Below are 21,219 nucleotides of genomic sequence, written 5' to 3'. Positions count from 1 at the left end.
CGGATTCCGTCCCCATGAAAAAGACCCTGTTGCTCCCGTTGCTGGCCGTCACGCTGGCCCTGGCCGCCTGCGGCAAGCCCGCCGCCGATTCCAGCACGCTGGTGGTCGCGGCCACTGCGGTGCCGCACGCCGAGATCCTGGCGGTGGTCAAGCCGATCCTGCAGAAGGAAGGCCTGGAACTGGACGTAAAGGTCTTCAACGACTACGTGCAGCCCAACGACCAGCTGGTGCAGAAGCAGGTGGACGTGAACTACTTCCAGACCGAACCCTACCTGGACGCCTACAACCGCGACCGCAAGACCGACCTGACCAAGGTGATCGGCGTGCACATCGAGCCGTTCGGCGCCTACTCGCGCCGCTTCAAGTCGCTCGCCGATCTGCCGGTGGGTGCCGACGTGGTGATTCCCAACGACCCGAGCAACAACAGCCGTGCGCTGATCCTGCTGCACAAGGCCGGCGTGATCACGCTCAAGGACCCGACCAACGCACTGGCCACCCAGCGCGACATCATTGCCAACCCGAAGCAGCTCAAGTTCCGCGAACTGGATTCAGCGATGCTGCCGCGCGTGCTCGACCAGGTGGACCTGGCCCTGATCAACACCAACTACGCGCTGGACGCGGGCCTCAACCCGACCCAGGACGCGCTCGCGATTGAAAGCAAGGATTCGCCGTACGTGAACTTCCTGGTCGCCCGCCCGGACAACAAGGACGACCCGCGCGTGCAGCAGCTGGCCAAGGCGCTGACCAGCCCCGAGGTAAAGGCCTTCATTGCCGAGAAATACAAAGGCGCGGTGCTGCCGGCGTTCTGATCGGGGAAGAGCCGACCAACGGTCGGCTCCTACCGCGGGGGGCGGAAGCCCATCGTCGCTTCCACCGCCTGGAGCCACCCGGCATACAGCGCTTCGCGCCGGTCAACCGCCATCTGCGGCACGAACCGGCGATCCACTGCCCACTGCTCGGCAATCTCGGCGCGGCTGCTCCAGAACCCGGTGGCCAGGCCGGCCAGGTAGGCCGCGCCCAGCGCGGTTGTCTCGGCCACCTGCGGGCGCAGCACGGGCACGCCCAGCAGGTCGCTCTGGAACTGCGCCATGAAGTCATTGGCGATCGCGCCCCCATCGGCGCGCAGTTCCTTCAGTTCAATGCCCGCACCGGCCTGCATCGCGGCCAGCACGTCGCGGGTCTGGTACGCCATTGATTCCACCGCCGCGCGGATGAAGTGTTCCTTGGTGGTGCCCCGGCTCAGGCCGAACACCGCCCCGCGCACATCGCTGCGCCAGTACGGCGCGCCCAGGCCGACGAAGGCCGGCACCATGTACACCCCGCCGTTGTCGGCCGCGCGTTCGGCATAGGCCTGGCAGTCGCTGGACTTGCCGAACATGCGCAGCCCGTCGCGCAGCCACTGCACCACCGAGCCGGCCACGAAGATCGATCCTTCCAGGGCGTACTCCACCTGCCCATCGATGCCCCATGCCAGCGTGGTGAGCAGGCCGTTGCTGGAGGCCACCGCGCGGTTGCCGGTATGCATCAGCATGAAACAGCCGGTGCCATAGGTGTTTTTGACCATCCCAGGTTCGAAACAGGCCTGGCCGAACAGCGCGGCCTGCTGGTCGCCCGCGATGCCGGCGATTGGAATGTGCTGGTCGAAGAAGAACTGCGAACGGGTGGTGCCATACACCTCGCTGGAACTGCGCACCTCGGGCAGCATCGCGCGCGGGATGTCCAGCAGCGCCAGCAACCCATCATCCCAGGCCAGGGTGTGGATGTTGAACAGCAGCGTGCGGGCCGCGTTGCTGTAGTCGGTGACGTGCACCGCGCCGCCGGTGAGGTTCCACACCAGCCAGCTGTCGATGGTGCCGAACAGCAGCTCGCCGCGCTCGGCGCGGGCCTGCGCGCCTTCCACGTGGTCAAGGATCCAGCGGATCTTGGTGGCAGAAAAGTAGGCATCCACCAGCAGCCCGGTGCGCTCGCGGATCAGCGGCTCGTGCCCCTCGGCCTTGAGTCGCTCGCAGATGTCGTTGCTCTGTCGGGACTGCCAGACGATCGCATTGTGGATGGGCTGGCCGGTGGCCTTGTCCCAGACCACCGTTGTTTCGCGCTGGTTGGTGATGCCGATCGCCGCGATCTGGCGCGGGTCGACCTGCTCGCGATTGAGCAGTTCGGTCAGGGTGGTGTAGACGCTGGTCAGGATCTCGCGCGGATCGTGTTCAACCCATCCGGGTTGCGGGAAGATCTGCCCGAACTCGCGCTGCGCCAGCCCGGCGACGTGCCCGGCGCGGTCGAACAGCATTGCGCGCGAGCTGGTGGTGCCCTGGTCGATGGCGAGTACGTAGCGTTTGTCCATGGTGGATCCTGGGGTGCGGCCGTCACGATGCACTGGCGATGGTAAGCGGGACATCCAGCATGTCATCCATGGGCTTCCCCCTCGCTATGGTGAGCAGTATCGACGTCGCCGCCGCAAGGAAGAATGAAAGCGGCAGCGCCCCAACGTTGGTCGCGCGACCGGTAAAAAGGGCAACGCCAGAAACGACAACGGGCCCGCGAGGGGCCCGTTGCCTTGCTACGTGTAGCGGAAGCGCTTAGAAGCGCGCGCCGATACCGAAGCCCACGGTCCACGGATCCAGCTTGGCTTCGTCGCCGGTGCTGCGGCCGTTGACGGTCAGGTCCGGGCGCGAATGCATGTAGCGGGCATCGGCACGGGCGAACCAGGTGCTGTTGATGTTCATGTCCACGCCGACGGTACCGATGGCGCCCTTGGCGGTTTCCAGCCCGATATGGCCGGCGTCGCTGACCAGCTTCTCGTTGCTGAAGTTCGACTCGTAGTAACCCACGCCCACGAACGGACGGAACACGTTGTCGGCCTGGCCGAAGTGGTACTGGCCGCTCAGCGCGATCGGCTGCTGCTCAACCGTGCCCAGCTGGCCGTTGGCGCCGCGCACGCGGTGGTCGAACTTGTCAGCTGCGCCCCACAGTTCCACGGCCCAGTTGTCGTTGATGTAGTAGCTGAAGCTCAGCGTCGGCGCCGGGCCGCCATCGACCTTGTCGATGCCTTCCAGCGGATCATTCTTCGGCTGCAGCAGTGCAACGCCGCCGACAACGGCGAAATGCTTGCCCGACGCGGTGTCGGTGGTGCTGTCCTGCGCGAAGGCGGCAGGTGCGAAGGCAAGGGCAGTCAGGGTAGCCAGGGTCAGGGTGCGGATGGAGCGCATGGGGGAATCTCCTCAGGTATTTTTTTGTTCTTGGGCCCCCGTTGCATCGGGGCGAGGCAAACGTAGTCCCCGCAACATGAATCGAATCCGACGCACGTTAAAATTTAGTTTGTTCTGTTCAGCCGGCAGCGCGAAATCGTTGCGCTGGCGCGCGATCATGCAAGGCGCGACATTCATGCATCTGGAGACACTGTGACGAAACCAATGCTGTGCATCGGCCTGCCTGCGCAGGTTTCGGCAGGTTGCCGCGTGCTGGTGCTGGGATCGATGCCGGGCGTGGCATCGCTGGATGCATCGCAGTATTACGCGCACCCGCGCAATCGATTCTGGCCGTTGATGTCGGCGCTGACCGGGATCAACGCCGGCCTTGCCTACGTTGATCGCCTGCAGGCGTTGCAATCGGCGGGCGTAGGGCTGTGGGATGTGATCGGGCAGTGCGAGCGGCGTGGCAGCCTGGACGCGGCGATCGTGCGCGGCAGCGAAGTGCCCAACGCCGTGGCCGATCTGGTTGGCCGATTGCCGGCCCTCGCGGCGGTCGCCTGCAATGGCGCCACTGCACACGCCGCGTTCGTGCGTTACATCCTGCCGGTGCTGGGCGAACGTGCGACGTCCCTGGCGGTGTGGTCGCTGCCCTCGACCAGCCCAGCGAATGCGGCATGGCCGCTGCCGCGCCTGCAGGTGGCGTGGCAGCCCGTCGCCGATGTCCTGGCCGGCTGAGCCGGACCGTAGCGGGACAATACGGTACCGACTGGAACACCCGCCGCAGCAGCGCCCATCCCTGCTGCAACACGCTGTCCCGGGACAGAGCGGGTGAAAATTGCCCAAGCTGGTTGGCGCTGACGCCTCATGCCCCCACAATAGGCGATTCCCTACACCAGATTGCCGGAGTTATCCCCATGGCCGAAATCAAGGAAGCACTTGTCCCCGATATCGGTGACTACAGCGATATCCCGGTAATCGAGGTGCTTGTCGCCGTTGGTGACACCGTCAAGAAGGACCAGGGGCTGGTCACGCTCGAGTCGGACAAGGCCACGATGGAAGTGCCGTCCTCGGTCGCCGGCGTGGTCAAGGAAATCAAGGTCAAGGTCGGCGACAACCTGTCCGAGGGCAAGGTCGTGGCGCTGATCGAAGTGGCTGACGCGGCCGCAGCGCCTGCCCCGACGGCCGCGCCGGCACCCGCTGCCGCCCCGGCCAAAGCCGCTGCTGCCGCCGCCCCGGCCCCGGCCACCCAGAGCGCGCCCGCCGCTGCACCGGCTGCTGCCGGCGGTGGCCCGGTGGAAGCGCTGGTGCCGGACATTGGCGATTACACCGACATCCCGGTGATCGAAGTGCTGGTCGCCGTCGGCGATACCGTCAAGAAAGACCAGGGCCTGGTCACGCTCGAGTCGGACAAGGCCACGATGGAAGTGCCGTCGTCGGTTGCCGGCGTGGTCAAGGAAATCAACGTCAAGGTCGGCGACACCCTGTCGCAGGGCAAGGTTGTCGCCATCATCGAAGCCGAGGGCGCTGCCGCCCCTGCGCCGAGCCAGGTCGCCGCTGCCGCCGCCCCGGCCGCTGCCGAAACCGGCACCAAGGTGGAACCGGTCGCCGTGCCGGCCCAGCCGGACAAGCTGGCGGCGCGCGAAATCGCCAGCGCCCCCTCGGCCGGTGCCCCGAGCAGCCCGCCGGTACAGTTCAACGCCGACAGCGTGCTGCCGTCCAAGGTGCCCTATGCCACCCCGGCGGTGCGCGTGTTCGCCCGCGAGCTGGGCGTGGACCTCAACCAGCTGACCGGCACCGAGAAGGGTGGCCGCATCACCAAGGCCGACGTGCAGAAGTTCGTCAAGTCGGCGCTGACCGGCGGTGGCGCCGCCGTTGCCGGTGGCACGGTCGCTGCGGGTGGCGGGCTCAACCTGCTGCCGTGGCCGAAGGTCGATTTCAGCAAGTTCGGTGAAGTCGAGACCCAGCCGCTGTCGCGCATCAAGAAGATCTCCGGTGCCAACCTGGCGCGCAACTGGGCCATGATCCCGCACGTCACCCAGTTCGAGCAGGCCGACATCACCGATCTGGAAGGCCTGCGCGTGGCGCTGAACAAGGAAAACGAGAAGGCCGGCATCAAGCTGACCATGCTCGCCTTCCTGATCAAGGCCAGCGCCGCGGCGCTGAAGCAGTTCCCGGAATTCAACGCATCGCTGGATGCGGCCGGTGAGAACCTGACGCTGAAGAAGTACTTCAACATCGGCTTCGCCGCCGACACCCCGAACGGCCTGGTCGTTCCGGTGATCCGCGACGTGGACAAGAAGGGCGTGGTGCAGATCGCCCAGGAAACCGGCGAGCTGGCCAAAAAGGCGCGCGACGGCAAGCTGGGCCCGGCCGACATGAGCGGCGGCTGCTTCTCGATCAGCTCGCTGGGCGGCATCGGCGGCACCGCGTTCACCCCGATCGTCAATGCACCGGAAGTGGCCATCCTGGGCGTGTCCAAGTCCTCCATCCAGCCGGTCTGGAACGGCAAGGAATTCGCTCCGAAGCTGATGCTGCCGCTGTCGCTGAGCTACGACCACCGTGTCATCGATGGTGCGCTGGCCGCGCGCTTCACCACGTACCTGTCGCAGGTGCTGGCCGACATGCGGCGCGTGCTGCTGTGAGGCAGCGCCTGGCGGGCGTTGCTGTGATGTTGGCCGCGCTGGTCGTTGCGCCCGGCGCGTCCGCCGCGTGCACGACCGATATCGGCCGCGGCTGGCCGCCGGCGGTGGGCAACTACGGCCAGGCGGTGGAAACCCTGTTCAACGGCAAGGCACAGCCCGCGCTGGCGCTGACCATCCTGCCCAAGGGCGGGGTGGAAACCGGCGTGGCGCTGCTGCCCGGCAGCCAGGACCAGGCGTGGACCCTGCGCTACAGCGAGGCCGACAAGCGCGTGTACAACTGGAACAACAGTGCACGCGGTGGTGGCGTGGAGCTGCGCGTGGACCAGGAACCGGACCAGTACCAGGTCGCCATCCCCGCCGCGTTGGCGCAGCGCCTGGTGCGCAGCTGGCAGGCCGCGCTGGATTCGGGTGTGCCGGCAGGGCGCAAGGCGCCGGTGACCGACGGTGAGGTGCTGTCCTTCCAGGTGGCTGGCGAGCGCTACAGCGGCCCGCGCTGGGAGTGCGGCGCCGGCAAACTGATGATGAAACAGGTGGCGCTGCTGATCGAAGCCAGCGACACCAAGGAAAAGAAGCTCGACCGTCGCTGGCAGGATCTGGACGAGTCGCTCGACGAACTGCAGCAACTGCTCGCCGGCAACGCCGGCTGAGACCCAGGAGAAGACGAATGGCCGCTATTGAAATCAAGGTTCCCGACATCGGCGATTACAGCGCGGTGCCGGTGATCGAACTGCTGGTCGCCGTGGGCGACACGGTGAAGAAGGACCAGGGCCTGGTCACGCTGGAATCGGACAAGGCCACCCTGGAAGTGCCGTCTTCGGCTGCCGGCGTGGTCAAGGAAATCAAGGTCAAGCTCGGCGATACGCTGTCCGAGGGCGATGTGGTGGTGGTGCTGGACGCCGAAGGCGCCGCTGCCGCCCCGGCCGCGCCTGCGGCGGAAGCGCCCAAGGCCGCCGCCCCGGCCAGCAAGCCGCCGGTGACCCCGTCGCACCGCGCCCCGGCCGAACCGGCCGCGCCGCAGCCGGCGCTGTCGTCGGGCAAGCCGGCCGACATCGAATGCCAGATGGTGGTGCTGGGGGCGGGCCCGGGCGGTTACACCGCTGCGTTCCGCTCGGCCGACCTGGGCGTGGACACCGTGCTGATCGAACGCTATGCCAGCTTGGGCGGCGTGTGTCTCAACGTGGGCTGCATTCCGTCCAAGGCGCTGCTGCATGCGGCCGCGGTGATCGACGAAGTGGCCCACGCGGGCGATTTCGGCGTGGAATTCAGCGCACCGAAGATCACGCTGGACAAGCTGCGCGGCTACAAGGAAAAGGTGGTCACCCAGCTGACCAAGGGCCTGTCGGGCATGGCCAAGCAGCGCAAGGTGCGCACCGTGCAGGGCGTGGCCACGTTCGTCTCGGCCAATGAGCTGGAGATCGTCGGCGACGACGGCAAGACCCAGCTGCTGCGCTTCCAGCAGTGCATCATCGCCGCCGGTTCGCAGGCGGTGAAGCTGCCGAACTTCCCGTGGGACGACCCGCGCGTGATGGATTCCACCGACGCACTGGAACTGGCGGACATTCCCGGCTCGCTGCTGGTGGTGGGTGGCGGCATCATCGGCCTGGAAATGGCGACCGTGTACGCGGCGCTGGGCAGCAAGGTGACCGTGGTGGAATTCATGGACCAGCTGATGCCCGGTGCCGACAAGGACCTGGTCAAGCCGTTGGCCGACCGCCTGAAGAAGCAGGGCGTCGAGGTCCATCTCAAGACCAAGGCCTCCGGCGTGACCGCGGACAAGAAGGGCATCACCGTGACCTTCGACGCCGCTGCCGAAGGCGAGAAGCCGGGCCTGGAGCAGGGCACCTTCGACCGTGTGCTGGTGGCCGTGGGCCGTTCGCCGAACGGGAAGAAGATCGGCGCGGAGAAGGCCGGGGTGGGCGTCACCGAGCGTGGCTTCATTCCGGTGGACCGCCAGATGCGCACCAACGTGCCGCACATCTTTGCCATCGGCGATATCGTCGGCAACCCGATGCTGGCCCACAAGGCCACGCACGAGGGCAAGCTGGCCGCTGAAGTGGCCTCGGGCGAGAAAAAGGAGTGGGTGGCGCGGGTGATTCCGTCGGTGGCCTACACCAACCCGGAAATCGCCTGGGTCGGCGTGACCGAAACCGAAGCCAAGGTGCAGGGCCTGAAGGTCGGCGTGGCCAAGTTCCCGTGGGCCGCCAGCGGCCGCGCGATCGGCATCGGCCGTACCGAGGGCTTCACCAAGCTGATCTTCGACGAGGACACCCACCGCATCATCGGCGGCGCGATCGTCGGCGTGCACGCCGGTGACCTGCTGGCCGAGATCGGCCTGGCCATCGAGATGGGCGCCGAAGCCGAAGACATCGGCCACACCATCCACGCCCACCCGACGCTGAGCGAATCGGTGGCGATGGCTGCGGAAATCTACGACGGCACCATCACCGATCTGTACATCCCGAAAAAGAAATAAAAGGAACCCGGCGAAAGCCGGGTTTCTTTTATTTCGGTAGCTCACGACCGTTGGTCGTGAGACCGGTTCAAACAAAAAACCCGGCTTTCGCCGGGTTTTTCGTGCGGTAACACACCAACCAGCGGTTGGATCAGAACGAAACGCTGATGCCGGCCACCGGGCCCTTGAATTCCTGCTTCAGGCCGATGGTGCCATCGCTGCCGGTCTGGTCGACGTCGAGGCGGAACCAGTCGTAGCCGGCGAACATGCCGAAATTATCGGTGAACCTGTAATCCACGATCACGTTGGCGCGGGTCAGGTCGCCATCGTAGTCATCGAAGTTGCCCCAGTCCGTGTTGAGGTACTGGCCCTGCGCGGTGATCATCCACTTCTCGGACGGGGTGATGGTGAAGCGCGCACCGACCACCGGCGCAACGCCGTCGGCCTTCTCGTCCAGGAACTCGCCCTGGTACACGGTGCCCAGGTCGGCGTAGGCCTTGGTGCTCACCTTGGCGTACTCCGCACCCAGCTGCAGGCCGAGGTCGAACTTCTCGGTGTCCACTACCGAGTAGTCGTACACCAGGCTGGCCACCTGGTACTTCAGCTCGCCCTTGACGAAGCTGCCGGCCGGCACGGTTTCGCCGCCGAAGCTGATGCCGTCGTTGAGGGTCTCGCGGCGGTCCTTGTCGTACTTGAAGTAGTTGAAGATCAGGCGCTGGCGGTCGCTGATGCGGAACAGGCCGTCAATGCGCGGCTCCCATTCCTTGCCGCCCAGGCCGAAGTCCTCGGAGAAGCCCACATCCTGGCCGAGCACCGTGGTGTTGCCCCGGATCGTGTTGTCCGAGTCGATGTTCATCGCACCCAGGCGCAGGGCGAAGCGGTCGTCGCCTTCGGCTGCGCTCGCGGACGTGGCGTGGGTGAGGGCGGCCATGGCCAGCGGCAGGGCGAGCAGGGGAAGCAGGCGCATCGTTCTATCCTTGGAGGGATTCAGTGAAGTGGAATCACTCTGCCCAGCGCCGCGTCCACCATTCGTGAACGTATGGTGGAGATTGTGTGTACCGTTCATGCACCCCGGGTGACCGTCGGGCTCCGCGCGTGGCCGCCGCGTGCACCCCACGACGTTGTAGCGGATGCGGCCTGCCCGGAAAAAAGGCGGCCCCGGAGAGAGCTCGGGGCCGCCCGGTACCGGCCTGCTTCAGGGGCGTCGACGAGGATCGAATTGGCAGGCCCACTTCTCTGACCCAGCCCCACGACCAAAGTTCAATATGGTGCGACGCGACATGAATTGGGGCGGGCTGTGGCGGGATCGGCCCCCCTTCCGGGCCAAAATCTGTGGCGATGCAGCAACTTGCGTCGTCCGGGATGAACAGGCGCAGGTTGTCTCGCAAATTGTCCCGTTGCTATAATTTGGCGGCTCGACGGGGCACAGGCAGTTCCAGCCCCGGTCACTCCTCCCACAACCATGCAGGACATACGTGTGCTGAACTCCGTTGACGCGGGTCGGCGACTGATGCTGCGCGCAGCGGTGTACCCGCTGGCTGCAGTGGCTGTCCTGGCCCTGGTGCTCCTGCTGCTGGCAGGCCCGAAGTACGCGCTTGGCGCGCTCGCATCGGGCATTGCGGTATCGGCAGGTGGCTGGGTCGCGGCGCGGATGGCGCTGGGGGGCGGGGTGCAGGCGGCAGGTTCAGCGATGTCGCGGCTGATCCTGGCGGTGGTGGCAAAGTGGGCGCTCGTATTCGGTGTCCTGGCGGTGGGTTTCGTGGTCTTCAAGCTGCCTGCATTGGCGCTGCTGGCCGGAATCGCCGTCGGACTGATGTTCCAGGTCCTGGCTCTGGCCAGGCGCTGATCCAATTTATTTAACTCAAGGTTCCGGACACATGGCAGGCGAGGCGCTTACACCCACCTCCTACATCCAACATCACCTGCACAACCTGACGTTCCACATGCAGGAAGGTGGTTTCTGGGCAATTCACGTCGACACCATTGTGACTTCGGTCCTGATGGGTTTGTTGATGGTGTTTGGCTTCTGGATGGCCACCCGCAAGGCCACCGCCGGCGTACCGGGCAAGTGGCAGGCGTTCGTTGAAATCTGCCTGGAGTTCGTTGACCGCCAGGCCAAGGACACCTACCACGGCACCAGCAAGCTGGTGACCCCGATCGCGATCACGATCTTCTTCTGGATCCTCCTGATGAACCTCATCAAGATGATCCCGGCCGACTTCATCGCCCTGCCGCTCGAAGCGCTGGGCATTCCGTACTGGAAGCCGGTCCCGACCGCCGACGTCAATGCCACCCTGGGCATGTCGATCAGCGTGTTCTTCCTGATGCTGTTCTTCGCGCTGCGCGCCAAGGGCCTGGGTGGTTTCACCAAGGAATTCCTGACCGCACCGTTCGGCAAGTGGATGATGCCGTTCAACCTGATCCTCAACATCGTCGAGTGGCTGAGCAAGCCGATCTCGCTGGCGATGCGACTGTTCGGCAACATGTTCGGCGGCGAAATCGTGTTCCTGCTGATCTGGGTGCTGGGCAGTGCCGGCATCATGGGCGCCATCGCAGGCGGTGCCTTCGGCCTTGGCTGGATGCTGTTCCACCTGCTGGTGATTCCGCTGCAGGCCTTCATTTTCATGATGTTGTCCATCGTGTACCTGAGCCTGTCGGAAGACGCTCACTGAGTTTCCGCTTCACCCTTCATCCGTTTCATTACCCTTAGCTACTTAAGTTTCCGGAGATAACCCATGTACTTTGCCGTCCTGACCAACCTCGCCCAAGTCCAGAGCTCCACCGTCCTCGCCGTCGGCATCATGATCGGCCTGGCCGCGCTGGGTGCCGGTCTCGGTCTGGCCATCATGGCCGGTAAGTTCCTGGAATCGGCTGCCCGCCAGCCGGAACTGATCCCGGTGCTGCAGGTCCGCATGTTCATCACCGCCGGCCTGATCGACGCCGCGTTCATCATCTCGGTCGCCGTCGGCCTGCTGCTGGCCTTCGCCAACCCGACCATCGCTGAGTTCGTGACCCGCCTGCCGCCGGTTGCCGGCTGATCCAGCGAAAGCGAAACGATCAGGCGCCTTGAGCGCCTGATCGCGGATGAAGGAACGGATGCGCCGCTCCTGCGGCGCCTCCACCCCATCACCCCAGATTGAGCGAACCCCATGGAAATCGGTTTTACCCTCGTTGCCCAGGCACTGGCGTTCGCCGGTCTGATCTGGATCATCGCGACCAAGATCTGGCCGCCGCTGATGAACGCCATCGAAGAGCGCCAGCAGAAGATCGCTGAAGGGCTCGCTGCTGCCGACCGCAGCCAGAAGGATCTGGCCCAGGCGCAGGAAAAGGTCAACGAAGCACTGAAGGATGCGCGCACCAAGGCCAACGAGATCATCGACCAGGCCCATGCCCGCGCCAACCAGATCGTTGATGCTGCCAAGAATGAAGCCATCGTCGAAGCGAACCGCCAGAAAGAACTGGCCCACGCCGAGATCGAACTGGCCGCCAACCGTGCCCGCGAGGATCTGCGCAAGCAGGTGTCCGTGCTGGCCGTGACCGGTGCCGAAAAGCTGCTCAAGCGCGAAATCGACGCCAACGCCCACAAGGCGCTGCTCGACGAGCTGGCCTCGGAGATCTGATCGATGAGCCAGGCCCTCACGCTTGCACGCCCGTATGCCCGCGCCGCGTTCGCGACCGCGCGCGACGAAGGCACGTTCGCGCCGTGGTCGGACGCGCTTGCGTTCTCCGCCCATGTAGCCGCCGATCCGCGCGTGTCGGCCCTGCTGTCGAACCCGGAGCTGGGCCGTGACGATGCCGTCGCGTTGCTGGCCCCGGAAACGGCAGGCGAGTCGTTCGGTCGCTTCCTGGCCATCCTGGCCGAAGCGCACCGGCTGCCGCTGCTGCCGGAAATCGCAGGCATGTACGACCAGCTCCGCGCTGAAGCCGAACACGTGGTGAAAGCCACCGTGACCTCGGCCGCCGAGCTGTCCACCGCTGAGCTGGACGCCATCAAGGCCGCGCTGCGCAAGCGCTTCGGCCAAGAGGTCGACGTCACCACCGCCATCGATGCGTCGCTGATCGGCGGTGCGGTGATCGACGCTGGCGACGTGGTGATCGATGGCTCGCTCAAGGGCAAGCTGTCGCGCCTGCAGACCGCGCTCGCTAACTGAATTCATTTAACGTCCGGCGTGATCGCCGGCACTAGGACTTGACGATGGCAACCACGCTCAACCCCTCCGAAATCAGCGAACTGATCAAGAACCGCATCGAGAAGGTCAAGCTGGCCGCGGAATCGCGCAACGAAGGCACCGTGACCAGCGTGTCCGACGGCATCGTGCGCATCTTCGGCCTGGCCGACGTGATGCAGGGCGAAATGATCGAACTGCCGAACAACACCTTCGCCCTGGCCCTGAACCTGGAGCGCGACTCGGTCGGCGCCGTGGTCCTGGGTGGCTATGAGCACCTGCGCGAAGGCGACGTGGCCAAGACCACCGGCCGCATCCTGGAAGTGCCGGTCGGTCCGGAGCTGCTGGGCCGCGTGGTCAACGCGCTCGGCGAGCCGATCGACGGCAAGGGCCCGATCGCTGCCCAGGCCACCGCACCGGTGGAGCGCGTTGCCCCGGGCGTGATCTGGCGCAAGTCGGTCGACCAGCCGGTGCAGACCGGTTACAAGTCCGTCGACTCCATGATCCCGATCGGCCGCGGCCAGCGCGAGCTGGTCATCGGTGACCGCCAGACCGGCAAGACCGCCCTGGCCATCGATGCGGTGATCAACCAGAAGGACACCGGCATCAAGTGCGTGTACGTCGCGATCGGCCAGAAGGCCTCGACCGTGGCCAACATCGTGCGCAAGCTGGAAGAGAACGGCGCCCTGGCCCACACCGTGGTCGTGGCCGCCACCGCGTCCGAATCGGCTGCCATGCAGTACATCAGCGCCTACTCGGGCTGCACCATGGGTGAGTACTTCATGGACCGCGGCCAGGATGCCCTGATCGTGTACGACGACCTGTCCAAGCAGGCCGTGGCCTACCGCCAGATCTCGCTGCTGCTGAAGCGTCCGCCGGGCCGTGAAGCCTACCCGGGTGACGTGTTCTACCTGCACTCGCGTCTGCTCGAGCGCGCAGCCCGCGTGTCGGAAGAGTACGTGGAGAAGTTCACCAACGGTGCCGTCAAGGGCCAGACCGGTTCGCTCACCGCGCTGCCGATCATCGAAACCCAGGCCGGTGACGTTTCCGCGTTCGTGCCGACCAACGTGATCTCGATCACCGACGGCCAGATCTTCCTGGAAACCGACCTGTTCAACTCGGGCATCCGCCCGGCCGTGAACGCCGGTATCTCGGTGTCGCGCGTCGGTGGTGCGGCCCAGACCAAGATCATCAAGAAGCTGTCGGGCGGCATCCGCATCTCGCTGGCCCAGTACCGTGAGCTGGCGGCGTTCGCGCAGTTCGCCTCGGACCTGGACGAAGCCACCCGCAAGCAGCTCGAGCGCGGTCAGCGCGTGACCGAGCTGATGAAGCAGAAGCAGTACGCCCCGATGTCGATCGCCAACCAGGCGCTGTCGATCTACGCCGTCAACGAGGGTTACCTCGACGACGTGCCGGTCAACAAGCTGCTGGCCTTCGAAGAAGGCCTGCACGCCCACTTCGCCAACACCCAGGGCGAACTGGTCGGCAAGGTCAACGCCACCGGCGGTTGGGACAACGACATCGAAGCGGCCTTCAAGAAGGGCATCTCCGAGTTCAAGACCACCGGCAGCTGGTAAGCCGCTTCGTGGGGCGGGGAGTGTTTCCCCGCTGCGCAAACGACAAAGCGGGGCATGGCCCCGCTCTACGGGAATAAGAGATGGCAAGCGGACGCGAAATCAAAACCAAGATCAAGAGCGTGCAGAACACCCGCAAGGTGACCCGCGCGCTTGAAATGGTCTCGGCCTCCAAAATCCGCAAGGCGCAGGAGCGGATGAAGACGTCGCGTCCGTATGCGCAGGCGATGAAGCAGGTGATCGGCCACCTGGCCCAGGCCAGCACCGATTACCAGCATCCGTTCCTGGTCCAGCGCGACGAAGTGAAGCGCGTGGGCTACATCGTGGTCTCTTCCGACCGCGGCCTGGCCGGCGGCCTGAACAACAACCTGTTCCGCAAGATGCTCGGCGACGTGCGCGAGTGGCAGGACAAGGGCGCCGAGATCGACCTGGTGACCATCGGCCAGAAGGCATCCACCTTCTTCCGCCGCGTCAAGGTCAACATGGTCGGCAGCGTCACCCACATGGGCGATGTGCCGCACCTGGAACAGCTGATCGGTGTCATCAAGGTCATGCTCGATGCCTTCACCGAGGGCAAGGTCGACCGTGTGTACCTGGTCTACAACCGCTTCATCAACACGATGACGCAGAAGGCCAGCTTCGACCAGCTGCTGCCGTTGCCGGCCGCCGAGAAGCAGGTTGCACACCACGACTGGGATTACCTGTACGAACCCGACGCCGCGACCGTGCTGGAGCACGTGATGACGCGTTACGTCGAATCGCTGGTGTACCAGGCAGTGCTGGAAAACGTCGCGTCCGAGCATGCAGCCCGCATGGTCGCGATGAAGTCGGCCAGTGACAACGCCAACAAGCTGATCGGAACCCTGCAGCTGGTCTACAACAAGGCCCGCCAGGCAGCGATCACCCAGGAAATTTCGGAAATCGTCGGCGGCGCGGCAGCAGTCTGACGCGCGCAGTCAAAGCATTTAAATTAGAGGATGCAGCAATGAGTCAGGGCAAGATCGTTCAGATCATCGGCGCCGTCGTCGACGTGGAATTCCCCCGCGAGTCGGTGCCGAAGGTGTACCACGCGCTGAAGGTGGACAACACCGAAATCACGCTGGAAGTGCAGCAGCAGCTCGGCGACGGCGTGGTCCGTTGCATCGCGCTGGGCTCCACCGACGGCCTGAAGCGCAACCTGGTGGCCACCAACACCGAACGCGCCATCTCGGTGCCGGTCGGTGCCGGCACCCTGGGCCGCATCATGGACGTGCTGGGCCGTCCGATCGACGAAGCCGGTCCGGTGACCGCCAGCGACAGCTGGGAAATCCACCGTGAAGCGCCGTCGTACGAAGACCAGTCCCCGGCCACCGAGCTGCTGGAAACCGGCATCAAGGTCATCGACCTGATGTGCCCGTTCGCCAAGGGCGGCAAGGTCGGCCTGTTCGGCGGCGCCGGCGTGGGCAAGACCGTCAACATGATGGAACTGATCAACAACATCGCCAAGGCGCACAGCGGCCTGTCCGTGTTCGCCGGCGTGGGCGAGCGTACCCGTGAGGGCAACGACTTCTACCACGAGATGAAGGACTCCAACGTCCTGGACAAGGTCGCGATGGTGTACGGCCAGATGAACGAGCCGCCGGGCAACCGCCTGCGCGTCGCGTTGACCGGCCTGACCATGGCGGAATACTTCCGCGACGAGAAGGACGAAAACGGCAAGGGCAAGGACGTGCTGCTGTTCGTCGACAACATCTACCGCTACACCCTGGCCGGTACCGAAGTGTCGGCACTGCTGGGCCGCATGCCGTCGGCCGTGGGTTACCAGCCGACCCTGGCCGAGGAAATGGGCGTCCTGCAGGAGCGCATCACCTCGACCAAGAACGGCTCGATCACCTCGATCCAGGCCGTCTACGTGCCGGCCGATGACTTGACCGACCCGTCCCCGGCGACCACCTTCGCCCACCTGGATTCGACCGTGACCCTGTCGCGTTCGATTGCCTCGCTGGGTATCTACCCGGCGGTGGATCCGCTGGATTCGACCAGCCGCCAGATGGACCCGCTGGTCATCGGCCACGAACATTACGACACCGCCCAGCGCGTCCAGCAGACCCTGCAGAAGTACAAGGAACTGAAGGACATCATCGCCATCCTGGGCATGGACGAACTGTCCGAAGAAGACAAGCAGGCCGTGTCGCGCGCCCGCAAGATCGAGCGCTTCTTCAGCCAGCCGTTCCACGTGGCCGAAGTGTTCACCGGCTCGCCGGGCAAGTACGTGTCGCTGAAGGACACCATCCGCGGCTTCAAGGCCATCGTCGACGGTGAATACGACCACCTGCCGGAGCAGGCGTTCTACATGGTCGGCAGCATCGAAGAAGCGGTCGAGAAAGCCAAGAAGATGGCTGAGAAGGCCTGATCATGAGCACCATCCGTTGCGACATCGTCAGCGCCGAGCAGGAAATCTTCCGTGGTGAAGCGACTCTGGTCGTGGCTACGGGTGAGCTTGGCGAACTGGGCATCGCGCCCAAGCACGCCCCGCTGATCACCCGGCTCAAGCCGGGCAAGGTGGTGGTCACCACCCCGAATGGCGAACAGCTGGACTTCGCCATCTCCGGCGGCATCCTCGAGGTGCAGCCGCAGGTCGTGACCGTGCTGGCCGACACCGCGATCCGCGCGCAGGACATCGACGAAACCTCGGTCCGCAAGGCCAAGGAAGAAGCCGAGCGCATCCTGGCCAACCGTGGCGAAGCGATGGAAGTGGCCGAAGCCCAGCAGAAGCTGGCCGAAGCCGTGGTCCAGCTGCAGGCGCTGGAGCGCCTGCGCAAGACCCTCAAGCACTGAGTTCCAGCGCTTACCGCTGCATGCGACAACGCCGGCTTCTGCCGGCGTTGTTGTTTCCGCGTACCGGAAACGCGGCACATTGACGGCGGGCGTTCTAGAATCGCAGTCGTCACCTTTGATCACCCTCCATCCCCATGACCCAAGCCCTGCACGTCATCATCCTCGCCGCCGGCGCTGGCAAGCGCATGAAGTCGGACCTGCCCAAGGTGCTGCAGCCGATTGCCGGCCGCCCGATGCTGGCCCATGTGATCGATACCGCGCGCCAGCTGCGGCCCGACGCCATCCATGTGGTGTACGGCCACGGTGGTGAAGCGGTGCGCGCGGCGTTCGCCGACCAGCCGGACCTGCAGTGGGCCGAACAGACCCAGCAGCTGGGCACCGGCCATGCCGTGCAGCAGGCCATGCCGCAGGTCCCCGATGCGGCCACGGTGCTGGTGCTGTACGGCGATGTGCCGCTGATCCAGGTGGATACCCTGCGCCACCTGCTCGCCCAGCCGGGCCGCCTGGCCGTGCTGGTGGCCGATATGGTCAACCCGACCGGCTATGGCCGGATCGTACGCAATGCCGAAGGCAAGGTGGGCGCGATCGTCGAGCAGAAGGACGCGACCGACGAACAGCTGGCCATCCGCACCATCAACACCGGCATCATCACCGCCGAATCGACCGCGCTGCGCACCTGGTTGTCGCAGCTCTCCAACAGCAACGCGCAGGGCGAGTACTACCTGACCGATGTGTTCGCGTCCGCCGCAGCGGACTACACGCCCGCCGACATGGCCTTCGTGGCCGACGCGCAGGAGGCCGAGGGTGCCAACGACCCCTGGCAGCTCTCGCAGCTCGAACGCGCGTGGCAGCTGCGCGAAGTGCGTGCGCTGTGCGCGCAGGGCGCCCGCGTGATCGACCCGGCCCGGCTCGATATCCGGGGTACGGTCACGGTCGGCCGCGATGTGCAGATCGACGTCAACGTGATCCTGGAAGGCACCGTTGAACTGGGCGACGGGGTCAGCATCGGCCCGTTCACCCGGCTCAAGGACGTCAAGCTGGCCGCCGGCACGGTGGTCAAGCCGCATTGTGACCTGGACGGCGTGGTCAGCGAGGGCGCGGCCGACATCGGCCCGTTCGCGCGGCTGCGCCCGGGTACCGTGCTGGCCGAGGGTTCGCACGTGGGCAATTTCGTGGAAACCAAGAAGGTCCATCTGGGCGTCGGCAGCAAGGCCAACCACCTTACTTACCTGGGTGATGCGGTGATCGGCAGCAAGGTCAACATCGGCGCCGGCACCATCACCTGCAACTACGACGGCGTGAACAAGTCGCAGACCACCATCGGCGACAACGCCTTCATCGGCTCCAACAGCTCGCTGGTGGCGCCGGTGACGATCGGCGACGGGGCGACCATCGCCGCCGGTTCGGTGATTACCCGGAACGCGCCGGAAGGCAAGTTGACGCTGGCACGCGTGCGCCAGGAAACCATTGATGGCTGGCACCGCCCGGTGAAGAAGTAACCGGGCACCGCCTGGGCCGGCCAACGGCCGGCGCTACCGCGGCGTATCCGGAGCCCATGGTTGATTGATCCGGATCCCAATGGACCCGTAAAAATTCGTAGCGCCGGCCGTTGGCCGGCCCAGGCGAACCCATCACCCCGGCAAAAAGATCGCCACGCACAGACCGCCCTCGCGGCGGTTCTGCAGCGACACGCGCCCACCATGCGCCTCGACGATTTCGCGGGTAAGCGCCAACCCGAGCCCCGTGCCATTGCGCTTGGTGGAATAGAACGGCATCAGCGCGTTCTGCAGTACCGCCTCGTTCATGCCCTTTCCACGGTCCTGCACCTCGATCCGCAGCCACTGCGGCAGCCGGGTCAAGCGCAGCTCGACATCGTCGTTCGGCGGTTCGGCCTCGCTGCACGCTTCATGCGCGTTCTTGAGCAGGTTCAGCAGCGCCTGGCCCAGCTGGGCGATGTCCACGCGCCCCTGGAGGTCCTCGGGAATGTCCCCCATGCGGAATGGGATCTGCAGCTGCAGCCCGGCCAGGAACTGCTTCCACTGCACGTTCTGCAGCTGCGGCTGCGGCAGCTTGGCAAAGCGCGCGTAGCCGCGGATGAAGCCTTCCAGGTGCCGTGACCGGTCTTCGATGGTGGCGAACACTTCTTCCAGGCGCTCGGTTTTGCCACGCCGCACCAGCTCGCCCCCCGAATGCGCCAGCGACGCAATCGGTGCCAGCGAGTTGTTGAGTTCGTGGCTGATCACCCGGATCACCTTCTTCCAGGTCTGCACTTCCTGTCGCCGGAGCTCGGCGGTGAGCAGGCGGATCAGCAGCAGGTCGTGCGGGCGGCCGTTGAGATGGAAGCTGCGCCGCGACAGGTGGTAGACCTGCTCGTCATCGTCATCCGCCTCGTCATCCACGTCACCCGGGCCGCGCACGGCAAACAGGCTGTCGCCGCCGCGTTCGATGGCATCGCGCAGCTCCACCGGCATGGTCTCCAGCACGTTCTGCATGGCCTGGCCTTCCAGCTTCCAGCCGTTGTGCAGCAGCTTGCGCGCAGCCAGGTTGGAGAACATGACGCGCTGCACGCCATCGCCGCCGTTGGCCAGCAGCAGCATCGACACCGGCGTGTTCTGCACCATGGTGTCCAGCAGCAGCTCGCGCTGCACCAGCCCCTGGCGCTGTTCGCGCAGCACGTCACCCAGCTCGCGGTGCGCCTGGACCAGGTCGCCCAGTTCATCGTTGCCCGGCCAGTACACGCTGAAGTTGTATTCGCCATCGCGGTAGCTGCTGGTGGTGCCCGACAGCGCCCGCAGCAGCGAGCGTACCGGCGCGGTGGCACGGCGCAACGTCCACCACATCAACACCAGCAGCGCCACGGCCGACACCAGCGTCACCAGCCAGCCCTGGTCCATCCAGTACGCCAGCAGCCACGGCCCGGCCGCGGCCAGCGCCAGCACCGGCAGCAGGCGCAGGAACAGGCGGAAGGTGAACGAGGTGCGCTTCATTCGCGCGGAATACCGTAGCGGTCCATGCGGCGGTACAGCGCCTGCCGGCTCAGGCCGAGTTCGGCCGCGGCCTGGGCAATGATGCCGTGGCTGTGCGACAGCGCCGATTCGATCCGGCTGCGGTCCGGATCGGCGGCAGGCGTGGCCGCACGCGGCGCCGCCACGGCACGCGGCAGGTTCAGGTCCCCCACTTCAATACGCGGGCCCTGTGCGAGCAGGCCGGCGCGCTGGATCACGTTGCGCAGCTCGCGCACGTTGCCGGGCCACGCGTGCCGTTGCAACGCACTGGCGGCGGCATTGGACAGTGGCTTGCCATCGCCCAGGAAGCGTTCGGCCAACGGCAGGATGTCGCCTGGCCGCTCGGCCAGTGGCGGCAGTGCCAATTCAACGGTGTTGAGGCGGTAATACAGGTCTTCGCGGAACTGGCCGTCGCGGATCATCGCCGGCAGGTCGGCGTTGGTCGCGCTGATCACGCGCACCTTGACCTGGCGCTCGCGGTTGGAGCCCAGCCGCTCGAAACGGCCGGTTTCCAGCACGCGCAGCAGCTTCATCTGCCCGCCCAGCGACAGGTTGCCGATCTCGTCCAGGAACAACGTGCCGCCATCGGCGGCTTCGAACTTGCCCTCGCGCGCCTTGTTGGCGCCGGTGTAGGCACCGGCCTCGCTGCCGAACAGTTCAGCCTCGATCAGCTCGGACGGAATGGCGCCGCAGTTCAGCGCCACGAACGCGCCCTTGGCCACCAGCGAGTTGGCCTGGATGATCTCGGCGATCTTCTCCTTGCCTGCACCGTTGGGCCCGGTGATCAGCACGGGCAGCTCCGAGCGCGCGACCTGGCAGGCCAGGTTCACCACGCGTTCGCTGGCCGGGTCGGCCACCACCGCGCCGCGCAGGTCGTAGCGTGCCTCCAGCGCACTCCGGTCGCGCTGCTCGCGCGCACGGCGGCGGTCAAGCTCGCGACGGGTTTCAGACAGCTCCAGCAGGTTGTTGACCGTGGTCAGCAGCTTGCGGTCGTCCCAGGGCTTGGCCAGGTAGTCGGCCGCGCCGGCCTTGACCAGGTCCACCGCGCTGCTCAGATGGGTCCAGGCGGTGAGCAGGATCACCGGCAGGTCCGGGTGGCGGGCGCGGATCTGCTGGAACAGCGCCTCGCCTTCTTCACCGGACGTCGTGTCTTCGGTGAAGTTCATGTCCTGGATGACCAGGTCCACCGGCTGCTGTTCCAGCAGCGCCAGGCCCTCGTCTGGCGACAGCGCGTGCACGGCATCGATGTCGTGCAGCGAGAACAGGACCTCCAGCGCGGTAGCCACGCTGGCGTTGTCGTCAATGATCAGGATCGAAGGCATGCGGCAACGAAGGACCGGAAAGTAGGCAGAGAGTACCCGAGCGCCGGGCCCAC

20 protein-coding genes are annotated in these 21,219 nt (G+C 65.7%); 15 read left to right on the top strand and 5 right to left on the bottom strand.

Annotated elements, in window-relative coordinates:
• The first annotated feature begins 14 nt into the window (after positions 1-14).
• Positions 15-809 carry a MetQ/NlpA family ABC transporter substrate-binding protein gene (locus AC06E7_RS04205; RefSeq protein WP_478063146.1) on the top strand — a complete coding sequence of 265 codons (795 nt, stop codon included), beginning with the start codon at positions 15-17 and terminating at the stop codon, positions 807-809.
• A gap of 29 nt (positions 810-838) precedes the next feature.
• Here the strand turns inward: AC06E7_RS04205 and glpK are convergent, their stop codons facing one another.
• Positions 839-2,341, bottom strand: a complete 1,503-nt coding sequence (gene glpK, locus AC06E7_RS04200; protein WP_478063144.1) for a glycerol kinase GlpK — start codon at positions 2,339-2,341, stop codon at positions 839-841.
• A 235-nt stretch (positions 2,342-2,576) separates the two neighbouring features.
• A complete protein-coding gene (locus AC06E7_RS04195; RefSeq protein WP_478063143.1) occupies positions 2,577-3,206 on the bottom strand; it encodes an OmpW/AlkL family protein in 630 nt (209 codons plus the stop codon).
• 192 nt (positions 3,207-3,398) lie between these two features.
• Here AC06E7_RS04195 and AC06E7_RS04190 point away from each other — a divergent pair, with 192 nt between their 5' ends.
• The 4 genes from AC06E7_RS04190 to lpdA all read left to right on the top strand — a co-directional run bounded on the left by AC06E7_RS04190 (position 3,399) and on the right by lpdA (position 8,303).
• Positions 3,399-3,923 (top strand): DNA-deoxyinosine glycosylase, encoded by a 525-nt coding sequence (locus tag AC06E7_RS04190; protein ID WP_478063141.1) that lies wholly within the window; start codon positions 3,399-3,401, stop codon positions 3,921-3,923.
• Between the two features lie 179 nt (positions 3,924-4,102).
• Positions 4,103-5,830: a dihydrolipoyllysine-residue acetyltransferase gene (aceF, locus tag AC06E7_RS04185; RefSeq protein WP_478063140.1), complete on the top strand. Its 1,728-nt coding sequence runs from the start codon at positions 4,103-4,105 to the stop codon at positions 5,828-5,830.
• A 26-nt stretch (positions 5,831-5,856) separates the two neighbouring features.
• Complete coding sequence (locus AC06E7_RS04180) at positions 5,857-6,477, top strand: hypothetical protein (RefSeq protein WP_095363107.1); 621 nt, start codon at positions 5,857-5,859, stop codon at positions 6,475-6,477.
• Positions 6,478-6,494: 17 nt separating this feature from the next.
• Entirely contained in the window at positions 6,495-8,303 is a 1,809-nt protein-coding gene (gene lpdA / locus AC06E7_RS04175) for a dihydrolipoyl dehydrogenase (protein ID WP_478063138.1), read from the top strand.
• 130 nt (positions 8,304-8,433) lie between these two features.
• On the opposite strand, the gene AC06E7_RS04170 is transcribed toward lpdA, so the two are convergent.
• On the bottom strand, positions 8,434-9,249 hold the full coding sequence (locus AC06E7_RS04170; RefSeq protein ID WP_478063136.1) for a hypothetical protein: 816 nt from the start codon (positions 9,247-9,249) through the stop codon (positions 8,434-8,436).
• A gap of 510 nt (positions 9,250-9,759) precedes the next feature.
• Here AC06E7_RS04170 and AC06E7_RS04165 point away from each other — a divergent pair.
• The 10 genes from AC06E7_RS04165 to glmU all read left to right on the top strand — a co-directional run bounded on the left by AC06E7_RS04165 (position 9,760) and on the right by glmU (position 18,338).
• A complete protein-coding gene (locus AC06E7_RS04165) occupies positions 9,760-10,128 on the top strand; it encodes a hypothetical protein (RefSeq protein ID WP_176472592.1) in 369 nt (122 codons plus the stop codon).
• A 31-nt stretch (positions 10,129-10,159) separates the two neighbouring features.
• On the top strand, positions 10,160-10,954 hold the full coding sequence (gene atpB / locus AC06E7_RS04160; RefSeq protein ID WP_068854103.1) for a F0F1 ATP synthase subunit A: 795 nt from the start codon (positions 10,160-10,162) through the stop codon (positions 10,952-10,954).
• 63 nt (positions 10,955-11,017) lie between these two features.
• Positions 11,018-11,320, top strand: a complete 303-nt coding sequence (atpE, locus tag AC06E7_RS04155; protein WP_068854102.1) for a F0F1 ATP synthase subunit C — start codon at positions 11,018-11,020, stop codon at positions 11,318-11,320.
• Between the two features lie 111 nt (positions 11,321-11,431).
• Positions 11,432-11,902 (top strand): F0F1 ATP synthase subunit B, encoded by a 471-nt coding sequence (locus tag AC06E7_RS04150; RefSeq protein WP_068854101.1) that lies wholly within the window; start codon positions 11,432-11,434, stop codon positions 11,900-11,902.
• 3 nt (positions 11,903-11,905) lie between these two features.
• Positions 11,906-12,433, top strand: a complete 528-nt coding sequence (locus AC06E7_RS04145) for a F0F1 ATP synthase subunit delta (RefSeq protein ID WP_068854100.1) — start codon at positions 11,906-11,908, stop codon at positions 12,431-12,433.
• A 44-nt stretch (positions 12,434-12,477) separates the two neighbouring features.
• Complete coding sequence (gene atpA / locus AC06E7_RS04140; RefSeq protein ID WP_068854099.1) at positions 12,478-14,025, top strand: F0F1 ATP synthase subunit alpha; 1,548 nt, start codon at positions 12,478-12,480, stop codon at positions 14,023-14,025.
• Positions 14,026-14,105: 80 nt separating this feature from the next.
• On the top strand, positions 14,106-14,969 hold the full coding sequence (atpG, locus tag AC06E7_RS04135) for a F0F1 ATP synthase subunit gamma (RefSeq protein WP_068854098.1): 864 nt from the start codon (positions 14,106-14,108) through the stop codon (positions 14,967-14,969).
• Between the two features lie 38 nt (positions 14,970-15,007).
• Entirely contained in the window at positions 15,008-16,414 is a 1,407-nt protein-coding gene (gene atpD / locus AC06E7_RS04130; RefSeq protein ID WP_068854097.1) for a F0F1 ATP synthase subunit beta, read from the top strand.
• Between the two features lie 2 nt (positions 16,415-16,416).
• The gene (locus AC06E7_RS04125; RefSeq protein WP_068854096.1) at positions 16,417-16,839 is read left to right on the top strand and encodes a F0F1 ATP synthase subunit epsilon; all 423 of its coding nucleotides are present in this window, start codon (positions 16,417-16,419) and stop codon (positions 16,837-16,839) included.
• A gap of 134 nt (positions 16,840-16,973) precedes the next feature.
• A complete protein-coding gene (gene glmU / locus AC06E7_RS04120; protein ID WP_478063132.1) occupies positions 16,974-18,338 on the top strand; it encodes a bifunctional UDP-N-acetylglucosamine diphosphorylase/glucosamine-1-phosphate N-acetyltransferase GlmU in 1,365 nt (454 codons plus the stop codon).
• Between the two features lie 132 nt (positions 18,339-18,470).
• Here the strand turns inward: glmU and AC06E7_RS04115 are convergent, their stop codons facing one another.
• On the bottom strand, positions 18,471-19,826 hold the full coding sequence (locus AC06E7_RS04115) for a sensor histidine kinase (RefSeq protein ID WP_478063130.1): 1,356 nt from the start codon (positions 19,824-19,826) through the stop codon (positions 18,471-18,473).
• Positions 19,823-21,166 (bottom strand): sigma-54-dependent transcriptional regulator, encoded by a 1,344-nt coding sequence (locus AC06E7_RS04110; RefSeq protein WP_478063128.1) that lies wholly within the window; start codon positions 21,164-21,166, stop codon positions 19,823-19,825. The genes AC06E7_RS04115 and AC06E7_RS04110 overlap by 4 nt, the downstream gene beginning before the upstream one ends.
• Positions 21,167-21,219 lie beyond the last annotated feature (53 nt).

Source organism: Stenotrophomonas sp. Steno-Z4 (assembly GCF_056393145.1).
This window is presented reverse-complemented; position numbering and strand designations above follow the sequence as displayed.

Coding starts and splice junctions, on each gene's coding strand:
- glmU (WP_478063132.1), top strand. CDS start 16,974: ATGACCCAAGCCCTGCACGTCATCATCCTCGCCGCCGGCGCTGGCAAG.
- atpB (WP_068854103.1), top strand. CDS start 10,160: ATGGCAGGCGAGGCGCTTACACCCACCTCCTACATCCAACATCACCTG.
- AC06E7_RS04205 (WP_478063146.1), top strand. CDS start 15: ATGAAAAAGACCCTGTTGCTCCCGTTGCTGGCCGTCACGCTGGCCCTG.
- aceF (WP_478063140.1), top strand. CDS start 4,103: ATGGCCGAAATCAAGGAAGCACTTGTCCCCGATATCGGTGACTACAGC.
- AC06E7_RS04150 (WP_068854101.1), top strand. CDS start 11,432: ATGGAAATCGGTTTTACCCTCGTTGCCCAGGCACTGGCGTTCGCCGGT.
- AC06E7_RS04195 (WP_478063143.1), bottom strand. CDS start 3,206: ATGCGCTCCATCCGCACCCTGACCCTGGCTACCCTGACTGCCCTTGCC.
- atpE (WP_068854102.1), top strand. CDS start 11,018: ATGTACTTTGCCGTCCTGACCAACCTCGCCCAAGTCCAGAGCTCCACC.
- AC06E7_RS04145 (WP_068854100.1), top strand. CDS start 11,906: ATGAGCCAGGCCCTCACGCTTGCACGCCCGTATGCCCGCGCCGCGTTC.
- AC06E7_RS04115 (WP_478063130.1), bottom strand. CDS start 19,826: ATGAAGCGCACCTCGTTCACCTTCCGCCTGTTCCTGCGCCTGCTGCCG.
- AC06E7_RS04180 (WP_095363107.1), top strand. CDS start 5,857: ATGTTGGCCGCGCTGGTCGTTGCGCCCGGCGCGTCCGCCGCGTGCACG.
- atpG (WP_068854098.1), top strand. CDS start 14,106: ATGGCAAGCGGACGCGAAATCAAAACCAAGATCAAGAGCGTGCAGAAC.
- AC06E7_RS04125 (WP_068854096.1), top strand. CDS start 16,417: ATGAGCACCATCCGTTGCGACATCGTCAGCGCCGAGCAGGAAATCTTC.
- glpK (WP_478063144.1), bottom strand. CDS start 2,341: ATGGACAAACGCTACGTACTCGCCATCGACCAGGGCACCACCAGCTCG.
- atpD (WP_068854097.1), top strand. CDS start 15,008: ATGAGTCAGGGCAAGATCGTTCAGATCATCGGCGCCGTCGTCGACGTG.
- atpA (WP_068854099.1), top strand. CDS start 12,478: ATGGCAACCACGCTCAACCCCTCCGAAATCAGCGAACTGATCAAGAAC.
- lpdA (WP_478063138.1), top strand. CDS start 6,495: ATGGCCGCTATTGAAATCAAGGTTCCCGACATCGGCGATTACAGCGCG.
- AC06E7_RS04110 (WP_478063128.1), bottom strand. CDS start 21,166: ATGCCTTCGATCCTGATCATTGACGACAACGCCAGCGTGGCTACCGCG.
- AC06E7_RS04170 (WP_478063136.1), bottom strand. CDS start 9,249: ATGCGCCTGCTTCCCCTGCTCGCCCTGCCGCTGGCCATGGCCGCCCTC.